The 10,000-nt window shown below is 45.8% G+C and carries 7 protein-coding genes; 5 read left to right on the top strand and 2 right to left on the bottom strand.

All coding sequences use genetic code 11. The features are described 5' to 3' along the window. The coding region (locus tag LDL40_RS02645) for a rhodanese-like domain-containing protein (RefSeq protein WP_300993535.1) at positions 1-679 on the top strand (679 nt) is incomplete at its 5' end. A 159-nt stretch (positions 680-838) separates the two neighbouring features. Here the strand turns inward: LDL40_RS02645 and LDL40_RS02650 are convergent. Together LDL40_RS02650 and LDL40_RS02655 are read right to left on the bottom strand one after the other, a co-directional pair. Beyond that, positions 839-1,507, bottom strand: coding sequence for a ChrR family anti-sigma-E factor (locus LDL40_RS02650; protein ID WP_300993537.1), 669 nt, complete (start codon positions 1,505-1,507; stop codon positions 839-841). Next, positions 1,491-2,072 carry a sigma-70 family RNA polymerase sigma factor gene (locus LDL40_RS02655; RefSeq protein ID WP_300993539.1) on the bottom strand — a complete coding sequence of 194 codons (582 nt, stop codon included), beginning with the start codon at positions 2,070-2,072 and terminating at the stop codon, positions 1,491-1,493. Before LDL40_RS02655 ends, LDL40_RS02650 begins: the two co-directional genes overlap by 17 nt. Before the next feature lie 232 nt (positions 2,073-2,304). Between LDL40_RS02655 and LDL40_RS02660 the strand changes: the two genes are divergently transcribed. The 4 genes from LDL40_RS02660 to LDL40_RS02675 all read left to right on the top strand — a co-directional run. Next, on the top strand, positions 2,305-2,910 hold the full coding sequence (locus LDL40_RS02660) for an FMN-dependent NADH-azoreductase (RefSeq protein WP_300993541.1): 606 nt from the start codon (positions 2,305-2,307) through the stop codon (positions 2,908-2,910). A 287-nt stretch (positions 2,911-3,197) separates the two neighbouring features. Next, positions 3,198-5,378, top strand: coding sequence for a hypothetical protein (locus tag LDL40_RS02665; RefSeq protein WP_300993543.1), 2,181 nt, complete (start codon positions 3,198-3,200; stop codon positions 5,376-5,378). Positions 5,379-5,550: 172 nt separating this feature from the next. After that, positions 5,551-8,004, top strand: coding sequence for a prolyl oligopeptidase family serine peptidase (locus LDL40_RS02670; RefSeq protein ID WP_300993545.1), 2,454 nt, complete (start codon positions 5,551-5,553; stop codon positions 8,002-8,004). Between the two features lie 254 nt (positions 8,005-8,258). After that, the coding region (locus tag LDL40_RS02675; protein WP_300993547.1) for a DUF885 family protein at positions 8,259-10,000 on the top strand (1,742 nt) is incomplete at its 3' end.

A 10,000-nucleotide genomic window follows, 5' to 3' on the forward strand; every position in this document is an offset into this window, starting at 1 on the left:
GGCGGTGACTATAGTGGTTGAGCAGCATCAGTCACAAAAGTTTGCTTTTACCGGTGATTTTATTTTACCTGGTGGCACAGGGCGTCTCGATTTACCTGGTGGTGACAGCGAGGCGTTTCGTCAAAGTTTAAGAGCTTTACAACAACAGCTTGCACCACAAACTTTGCTGTTATCCAGTCACGACTATGCTCAGCGTTTTTTCACCCGCTGGGATTTAATGTTGCAGGAACAGCAGGTGCTGCAGCAAGTGCTGAATACCGAAGCTACACCAGAAGTGTGGCTCACCGAACTGCAACGTCAGACCGACTGGTTGCAGCAGCAGGCTGGACATTTTTGCGGCGTAGTCGAAGTCTGCGCTTCAGATGCAACAGCAGTGATCAATAAAGATCAGATTGAAGCTTTGATGCAGCGGTATCCCAACCTGCAGATTTGGGATGTGCGGGAACCCCATGAACAAGCTGCAGGTGCACTATCAGTCTATTTGCCAGGTCTGGTCTGCAGGGAAGTGCCTTTATCTGCTCTGGTGCAACAAGTTGCAGAACAACAAAGCTCGACATCTCAAGCTGTATTACTGGTTTGTCGTTCAGGAAATCGTAGTTTATTGGCTGCCAAAGTGCTGAACCGGGCTGGCTTTGAATTAGTGTTCAATCTAAAAGGTGGGGTAGCACTATTAGCCTGACTTTACTCTTCGTATTGGAAGCCGCAGCTTTGTCGACTTCGAGCTCTTACCCCAGTCACATAGATAAACTATGCTCCTGGGGTTTCAGTTTCTTGTCGCCTCGCTGCAACTCCAACTACTTTGGGTAAGACCCTTTGTCGTGGGCTGTCGCATATTTGTTCAGTAAAACAGGTGCTGCAGCGGGTTCAACAGGCGGGTTAAGCCCTTTTTAAACTTCAGCGGTGCTGTTAATACCGATAAACATAAGCAATCTTCACTCATGGTTCTTGGTGTATGAGTGTGATCCGGGGTATTGATTAGTAAATCACCTTCGCCGTAACAGCCGGATTCATCATATATTTTCCCTTTCAGTACTAGCGTGATCTCTAAACCTAAGTGGGTATGCTGTGGCACTTCGCTGTCTTTGCGGATATACAGCAATGACACATTGTGTTGATCTTCCCCAGCCAGTTTTGCTGTACTGATACCGCCCAGATTCAACCACTTTAGTTTGTTCTGCATCAAAGGCTTTAATGAAGCGGGTAATAAGATTTCGCTATTCTGAATTTGTAGTGAAAAAGGTTGGCGCTGCTCTAGTTTTACTGCGACTTCAGGCTGCGCAGTAATAAAGCTCAACATTTGCTGCCAGTCTGTTTCTGTACTGTCCGCTTCCGGCAAATTGATTAAGGCTGCGCCTGCTTCGGCTTCCAGATCCATTTTTATCCGTTGGCAATGCGGGCATAAATCCAGATGAGCCGCTACCGCCAGGCTTAATTCCGGAGCCAGACTGGCTTCAATATACTGCTCCAGCAATTCGAGCGTGGGGTGGTACTTAACTGCGTGGATCATCTATAGCCTCTCTTAATCTGTCCAAAGCCAAACGAATACGGGACTTGACTGTACCCAGAGGGATGGACAGTTCTTCTGATACTTCCTGGTGCGACTTTTCTTCTAAATACACTTTTTCCATAACATCACGCTGAGCAGGGGGCAGTCTGGAAAAGTGCGGCGCTACTTTTTCTGCCAGTAACCATAAATCCCATTCGTTGCTGTCACTGCCTTCCTGTTCGGGATAATCACCATCGAAAAACAAATCGTCAGCGCTTAATTCGTCTTTACGGCTTTGTTTTTTTCGCAGCATATCAAAACGGACATTACGCGCTATGGTGAAGATCCAAGTGGAAGCACAACCGCGACTGGCATCAAATAATCTGGCCTTTTGCCAGACATTTAACATGGTGTCCTGCACCATTTCCATCGCTTGTTGTTCGTTCCCAAACATTTTTAAGCCAAAGGCTTTCAAACGAGGCGCAAAGTAATTAAATAATTGCGAATAGGCTTGTTTATCGCGATCTACTGCAATAAAGGTTAAAGCTTGTTCCCACTGTGCATTGTCTTGTGGTTGAACTGACATAGATCCTTGAATACCGGCCCTTTGATAATTCTTGCCATCATGCCTTTGAACTGATGTTGGATCCAACATTATTCCATTCCCATCTCTGTCGTTTGCTAGATGCATAGTTTTACGCTGCATTTATGATGTTAGATTAAATCAAAAAATAGAAAGGTTTCTTAGATTTATTCTGATTTTTTATCTAAAAAATAAAAGTTAATCTAACCACACTAACCCGACAGGAGAAATTACCATGGCACATGTATTAGTTATCAATAGTTCTTTAAGTGGCGAAAAAGGTCAATCGACTCAATTAAGCCAGGAATTCTTAGCGTCTTTACCAGCAGGTTTTACGACCGAAACCCTGGATCTGGTTCAGGACAGCTACCCACATTTAACCATGACCGAAATTGGCGCCTGGATGACTCCGGAATCTGACCGCACAGAGGAACAAAAAACTCTGGCGGCTTTGTCAGACGATGCCATTGCGCAAATACAAAAGGCTGATGCTGTAGTCATTGGTGTGCCAATGTACAATTTCGGTGTACCAAGTCAGTTAAAGGCTTACTTTGATCGCCTGGCCCGTGCTGGTATCACCTTTAAGTACACTGAAACCGGCCCTGTAGGTTTGTTACAGGATAAGCCTGTATTTATTTTCGCAACTCGTGGTGGTCTGTACCAAGGTACAGCGATGGACTCACAAACTCCTTTTGTCAGCGCCTTCCTTAATTTTGTCGGCCTGAAAGATTTAAACTTTATCTACGCCGAAGGCCTAAACATGGGGCCGGAAAGCGCAGAAAAAGCTTTAACTGCAGCTAAAAAACGTATCGCTGAATTAGCGCCGGCAGTTGCCGCCTGATAGCAGCCTGGTTACAAGCTGAACCCTTTCTCTTTCCTGCAAGCTTTGGCCACTTGATGAAGTGGCCTTTTTTATGTTTTACATCCTTGTAAAACACCTTCCGGGCCATCGTCGCTGCGCTCCAATGTTCAAAATTGCTCCCGACGCTTTTGTTATTTGAGGTCCATGAAAAGTTACTGTTATTTCATAGTCGTCTCTATTTCTCTCAAACCTTTCTGTTATTTAAAGACTTTATGTAGTTAAGGTTTTGTATCTGCAGCGCCTCTGAATTATGCTAGGTAAAACTTATGCCTCAGGGAGAGCAAGCTTTGGCAACTATTCAGTCTCAACATAAATGGCGTTTTTTCCGCTCTGGTGGATTTGACCAGGTCACTCTAGATTCCGCCGCAGACCTACAACATCTGGACGAGTTGGATCCTAAACTCTGGACTGTGTTGAATTGTCCGACCACAGGTCTTGAATTTGATAACCGTACCGCTGCTTTATTGGACTTAGATGGTGACGGTCAAATCCGGGTGCCTGAAATCCTGTGTGCAGTACGTTGGGCTTGTCAGCATCTACATGATGTAGACATTATGTTTAAGGCGCCGGGCTTGCCACTTTCCGCGATCAACGAACAAGATGCTCAAAGCATTAACCTCAAAACCGCTGCACGTCGGGTGCTTGAAATTACAGGTAAAACGGAGGCAGATGCTCTGCAGGTCGAAGATTTGACTGACATGACGTTGTTGTTTTCTCCACATCATTTTAATGGTGACGGTGTAGTAACAGCGGAATTAGCTTCTGATGCAGAATTGGTGCAACTGATCACAGAAATCATTCAGACTCAGGGTGGACAGCCTGACCGTAGCGGTGCTGAAGGCATAAACAGTGATAGCTTAACCGCCTTTTATCAAGAGGCTCAGGCTGTAGTGGAATGGCATGCAGCAGCGCATTCTGACGATCCATTATTTTCCCCTCTGGGGGATAAAACGGCAGATGCTGTAGTCGCTTTTGAAGCTGTCAAATCGAAAGTCGATGATTTTTTTGTCCGTTGCCAACTGGCTGCTTTTGATCATCGGGCTACGGATGCTCTTAATCCTGCCGTCGCTGTGTATGAGATATTAAGTAATAAGGCTATCAGTAATGCGGATATGGATGTTGCCGCTTTACCTTTAGCCGCTGTTGCAGCGGGAGCAGCTCTACCGCTTGGGGAAGGTGTCAACCCAGCCTGGAGCCAGGCTATTACAGAGTTTAAACAGCGGGTGGTTGAACCTTTACTCGGTGCTAAAGCTAAGCATAAAGCAGGGCATGTAACAGCTGAGCAATGGCAGCAGATTTGTGAACTGTTGCAACCATGGCGCTTATGGCTGGCTGCAAAACCTGAAACCAGGGTGCATCAACTGGAGATTGAACGTTTAAAGGCTATAGTCTCAGCTTCTGGTAAAGAACAGCTTGAGGCTCTGATCGCTCAGGACTTTGCTGCCTCTACCTTCGCAGATAATCTGGATGCAGTGGAACGACTGGTGCGATATCAGCGCGATTTGGTTACTTTGTTACGTAACTTTGTGTCGTTAAGTGATTTTTATCAAGGCAAGCAAAAAGCTATTTTTCAGGCCGGAACCTTGTATCTGGATCAGCGTAGTTGTGAGCTGGTACTGAAAGTGTCGGATATGGCGCGCCACGCTACTATGGCACCTTTCAGCGGCTGTTATCTGGTGTACTGTAACTGTGAGCGGCAAGGCGAAAAACCGCTGCAGATAGTGGCTGCATTAACAGGTGGCGATGTAGACGAATTGATGGTCCCCGGTCGTAATGGGGTATTCTATGACAGACAAGGCCGTGATTGGCGCGCTATGGTGACAAAAGTTGTAGTTCAGCCTGTCAGTATTGGTCAGGCCTTTTGGTCACCTTACAAAAGAGTTGCTGCCTTTATTGAGGCTCAGTTGCAAAAGTTTGCGGCGTCCCGGGATAAAGATATCGAAGCCAAAACCACGACAGGCGTTGCGACAGTCGCCGCAACACCAACACAAGCCGCGCCGAGCGCAGCAACAACAACTGCAGCCAGCTTTGATATAGCGAAATTTGCAGGTATTTTTGCGGCGTTAGGTTTAGCTGTTGGCGCCATAGGTACCTCTCTTGCAGCGGTAATGGCTGGGTTATTTGCATTAGTTTGGTGGCAAATTCCTTTGGTTATAGCAGCTGTATTACTGCTGATTTCTGGTCCTTCGATTCTGATGGCATTTTTGACTTTACGTCGCAGAAATCTGGGGCCGCTGCTCGACGCCAATGGTTGGGCTGTCAATACCAGAGCGAAAATTAATGTACCTTTTGGTGCTGCTTTAACGGGGTTAGCCCGTCTGCCAGCGGGGGCCAAGCGCAGTCTTGCCGATCCGTATGCAGAGAAAAAGCGGCCATGGCGCAGTGTGTTGTTACTATTAGTTGTCTTCATTGCTGCTGGTTTATTCTGGTGGTTCCGCTTTCAGTAACATCCTGAACAAACACAGCTTGTGCACCTGGTTCACAGGCTGTGTTTTTGTCCTCTCGTGCCCACTTATCGCCTGTCAGCCACCATTAAACCTAAGCGTTAACTGCTGCACTTGGTCTTTTGCTGATTTCTTTGTATAAAGAGCTGACAACCACCACTAAAAAAGAATATCAATGAAAACAAAACCATGGTTAGTCGCGGCTTTTGTCGCAGCAAGTTTTATCGGTTCTGCTATTGCTGCTGAACCTCAAACCTATCAGTTAACTCCTGTCAGTGTGAAAGCTCCGGAAAATGCGGCTCATGCAGCTTTTACCATGGAGCAGATAATGGCCCATCCGGATTGGTTAGGGCGCCCGGCTGAAGGCGCCTACTGGGCCGATAACAACAGTCAGTTGTATTACCAGCAAAAACGTCAAGGCTCTGAAATTCGTGATTGGTACAGCATAAAAGCCGGCCAGGGCGAGATAGCCACAGCTGTCCCTATGGCCGACTGGCATTTAATGGGCTCAGCTCAGACAGTGTACAGTCAGGATGGCAAATCTTTAGCTTATTTGTTTGAAGGTAATGTGTTTGTTAAACACCAGGGCAAATTAACACAGGTTACCCGTAGTTCAACTTCGTATGAGGAAGTACAGTTTTTAGCGGATGGTCGTTTGGCATTTCGCTCTGGATGGACTTATCAGGTGCTGGATTTGACCACAGGCGCAGTGTCTGAACTGGTTCGTTTAAAAAATGCCGATAAACCTGCAGCACCAGAGATTGCTGACACTTATATGGCGCAGGAACAACACAAGCTGATTGGCTTTGTTGCCCTGACTCATAAAAATAAAACAGAGCAATTTGAACAACAACAGTTACTGGCAAAGCACAATAACGCTGTTGCCCCTGCTGCAATCTATCTGGATAAAAGCAAACGCATAGCTTCGGCCAGTTTGTCACCTAAAGGCGATATGTTGCTGGTCGCGCTAGCGGATAAAGGCGAGTGGCGTGATAAAACTGACATCATGCCAAACTATATAACTGCATCAGGTAATATAGCGGCGGAGGAAGTTCGTCGTCGGGTGGCTGACCAGAAACCTTCGTCTCATCAGCTGTTTTTAGTGGATTTAACAACTCAGCAAGCGACACAGCTGAAATACGACGACCTGCCAGGCTTTGATGAGGATGTATTAGCGGCGGTAAAAGCTGAAAATGCGAAAGCTCAAGGCAAAACTTATCAGTCGAAAAAAGCACCTCGTGCTATTGAACTGATCAATGATTGGAGCTGGGATCAGTCCGCTATTCAGTGGCATCAGTCCGGTTCGCAAGTGGCTGTGATGCTCAAAGCCTGGGACAACAAAGACCGTTGGCTGGCAACTGTTGATTTTGCTAAAAAACGTTTGGTAAATCAGCATAGATTGCATGATGACGCCTGGATCAACTATAGCTTCAATGACTTTGGTTGGTTAAGCCAAAAAGAAACTTTGTATTACCTGTCAGAAGAGTCAGGTTATGCCCATCTTTATCTGAAATCCCTGAACGGCAACGCAAAAAAACTGACAGCCGGTACTTTTGAAGTCAGTAATCCACATCTGAGTAAAAATGATCAGTACCTGTATTTTAAAGGCAATGTCAGCCACCCTGGTATTTATGAAATTTACCGCGTCAATTTAAATTCCGGCCAATTAGAGCAAATGACAGCGCTAAAAGGTTCTGCTGATTATCAGTTATCGCCGGATGAAAGCAAGCTGCTGCTTACCTGGTCTAACTCTGTGACTCCACCTGAGTTGTACATGATGGAGAATAAACCTAAAGCTAAAGTCAGCCGTCTGACTCATACCATATCAGCTGAATTGGCGGCGTTAAATCTGGCAGCTCCACAAGTGGTAGCCGTACCATCCAGCCATGGCAAACAACCGGTATTTGCCAAACTCTATTTGCCAAAAGATTACCAGCAAGGTGAAAAACGCCGGGCTGTTATTTTTAATCATGGAGCTGGTTATCTGCAAAACAGCGACTTAGGCTGGTCTGGCTATTTTCGCGAATATCTGTTCCATAACCTATTGATCCAGCGAGGCTATGTGGTGATGGATATGGATTACCGAGCATCTAAAGGCTACGGTCGTGACTGGCGGACCGCGATTTACCGTCAAATGGGCACTCCTGAAATTCAGGATCTGGTTGACGGTGTCAAATACCTGGTTGCCAATGCTCATGTGGACCAACAGCGTATAGGTACTTATGGCGGGTCTTACGGTGGATTTATGACCTTTATGGCGCTGTTCACCGAGCCTGACTTATTTAAAGCCGGGGCGGCGCTGCGTCCTGTCGGAGATTGGGCCTATTATAATCATGGCTACACTTCTAATATTCTGAATACGCCAGATGTAGATCCAATAGCCTATCGTCGCAGCTCGCCTATTTACTTTACACAAGGCTTAAAAGCTAAGTTGTTGATTAATGCTCCTATGGTTGATGACAACGTATTTTTCCAGGATACAGTGCGGGTCGTACAGCGGTTGATTGAGCATGAGAATGCCAATTTTGAAACTGCTATCTATCCGGTTGAGCCGCATGGCTTCCGTCAGCCAAGCAGTTGGCTGGATGAATACAAACGCATTTTCCGCCTGTTTGAACAAGAGTTGTAATGGTGTAAAACAAAGGCTTGTGATATTGGCCGCAGTACAGCTGATTTCACAAGCTATTTTTTCTGACGCAGAAATTTGTAATTTTGCGTAACCCTAAAAAACACCCGCTTATCCCAGACTCTGCTGCAGAGCTTTAGCAGCAGGCTCTGTCAACCTCAGGTTTTTTCCGACAGAAATGATTTCTGACATTTTGATACAACCAGCAGGAGCAGAGCGTTTTACCTTAACCTGGTCAACACAACCAGGGTATAGATATGAAATACAAACTACTGACATTGGCGCTTGCCGCCGCATTGACGCAATTCTCAACTCAGGCTGCGAGCACAGAAAGTACGGCTAAGGTTAATGATTTGCAGCAGATCATGGCTAAAGCTGAAGGCATGAGTAGCAAACTTATTGCTCTGACAGAAGCCTATATCGATGAACAGGAACCCCGTAATCCAATCAATGCGATGTACAGAGGAGACAACAGGTTTAACCATAGCTGGCCAAACTGGTTGTCTAAAGAATTTATTGCCCAGGGAAAAGCAATAGATCTGCGATATAAACAGGCGCTGTTGCACATAGACAAAACACAACTGAAAGGCCAGGACAGCTACACCTATGACATTTTCAGTAACATGCTGGAGCAAAATGCCAGATTAAGCCAATTTCCGTTTGAGCTATTACCACTAAACCAGTTTGTGTTCAGTCCACACAATGTATTTATGCAATTAGCCTCAGGTAAAAGCGCACAGCCTTTTAATAATGCAAAAGATTTTGACAATTTCCTGTTGCGTTCAGAAGCTTTTGTACTATGGATGGAACAAGCCATAGAAAATATGAAATTAGGCATCACGCAAGGTGTAGTACAACCTAAAGCTGTGGTGCTCTCCATGTTGCCACAATTAAAAGCGCAGATTGTTGATGATCCGCTGAACAGTACGCTGATGCTGCCTTTGCAGACGGCAGGCGATAAGCTAAGTGCTGCAGAAAAGCAACGCCTGACCAAAGAATACAGCGATTTTATTGCTAAGCGTTTAACACCGGTATTTAAAAAAGCCAGTGAATTTGTTGAAAACGAATATTTGCCTGCAGCCAGAGAATCTTATGGCTTAAGCGCTTTACCCAATGGCAAAGCCTGGTACGAAATGATGATAGAGGTCAATACCACTATGCCGCTGACCGCAGGGCAACTGCATGAGACTGGCTTAAGTGAAGTGAACCGCATTCATGGTGAAATCGAAAAAGTGAAGCAACAAGTTGGTTTTAAAGGTGATTTAAAACAATTTTTTAAATTTATAAAGGAGGACCCTCAGTTTTATTTTTCTTCAGCTGAAGAGATTATTCAGGCCTATGAGCAAGTCAAAAACCGTATGGCTCAACAGGTCGGCAAGTCTTTTGCTGTATTGCCAAAAGCAGATTACATAGTGCAGCCTTATCCTGAATCTCAGGCAAAATCGGCACCCGGAGCTTCTTATATTCCTGCGGCTGCGGATGGTTCACGCCCTGCGGTGTTTTTTGCCAATACCTATAATCTGCGTGGGCAGCCTAAATATGGTGTAGAAACTTTATCTATCCACGAAGCCGTACCTGGCCATCATTTGCAGTTGAGCCTGCAAAATGAGGTGAAAGCTTTACCCCGCATACGCAGTCAAACCTTTTACACTGTTTTTGCCGAAGGCTGGGCATTGTACGCAGAGAGTCTTGGAAAAGAGCTTGGCTTTTTTAGCGATCCCTATCAGTACTATGGCATGTTAAGCGCTGAGTTGTTCCGTGCTATGCGTTTAGTGGTGGATACGGGTCTGCACGCTAAAGGCTGGAGTCGGGAGCAGGCAATTCAGTACATGCTGGAAAATTCCACCATGGCGGAGTCTGACGTTGTCGCAGAAGTCGAACGATACATGGTGATGCCAGGTCAGGCTTTATCCTATAAGACGGGGCAGCTGAAGATCCGTGAGCTTCGGACTTACGCTGAGCAGGCCTTGGGAGACAAATTTGATGTTAAAACTTTCCA

Origin of the sequence: Rheinheimera sp., assembly GCF_020217005.1 — a bacterium.
Classification (GTDB): domain Bacteria; phylum Pseudomonadota; class Gammaproteobacteria; order Enterobacterales; family Alteromonadaceae; genus Pararheinheimera.

Coding starts and splice junctions, on each gene's coding strand:
- LDL40_RS02660 (WP_300993541.1), top strand. CDS start 2,305: ATGGCACATGTATTAGTTATCAATAGTTCTTTAAGTGGCGAAAAAGGT.
- LDL40_RS02670 (WP_300993545.1), top strand. CDS start 5,551: ATGAAAACAAAACCATGGTTAGTCGCGGCTTTTGTCGCAGCAAGTTTT.
- LDL40_RS02655 (WP_300993539.1), bottom strand. CDS start 2,072: ATGTCAGTTCAACCACAAGACAATGCACAGTGGGAACAAGCTTTAACC.
- LDL40_RS02665 (WP_300993543.1), top strand. CDS start 3,198: ATGCCTCAGGGAGAGCAAGCTTTGGCAACTATTCAGTCTCAACATAAA.
- LDL40_RS02650 (WP_300993537.1), bottom strand. CDS start 1,507: ATGATCCACGCAGTTAAGTACCACCCCACGCTCGAATTGCTGGAGCAG.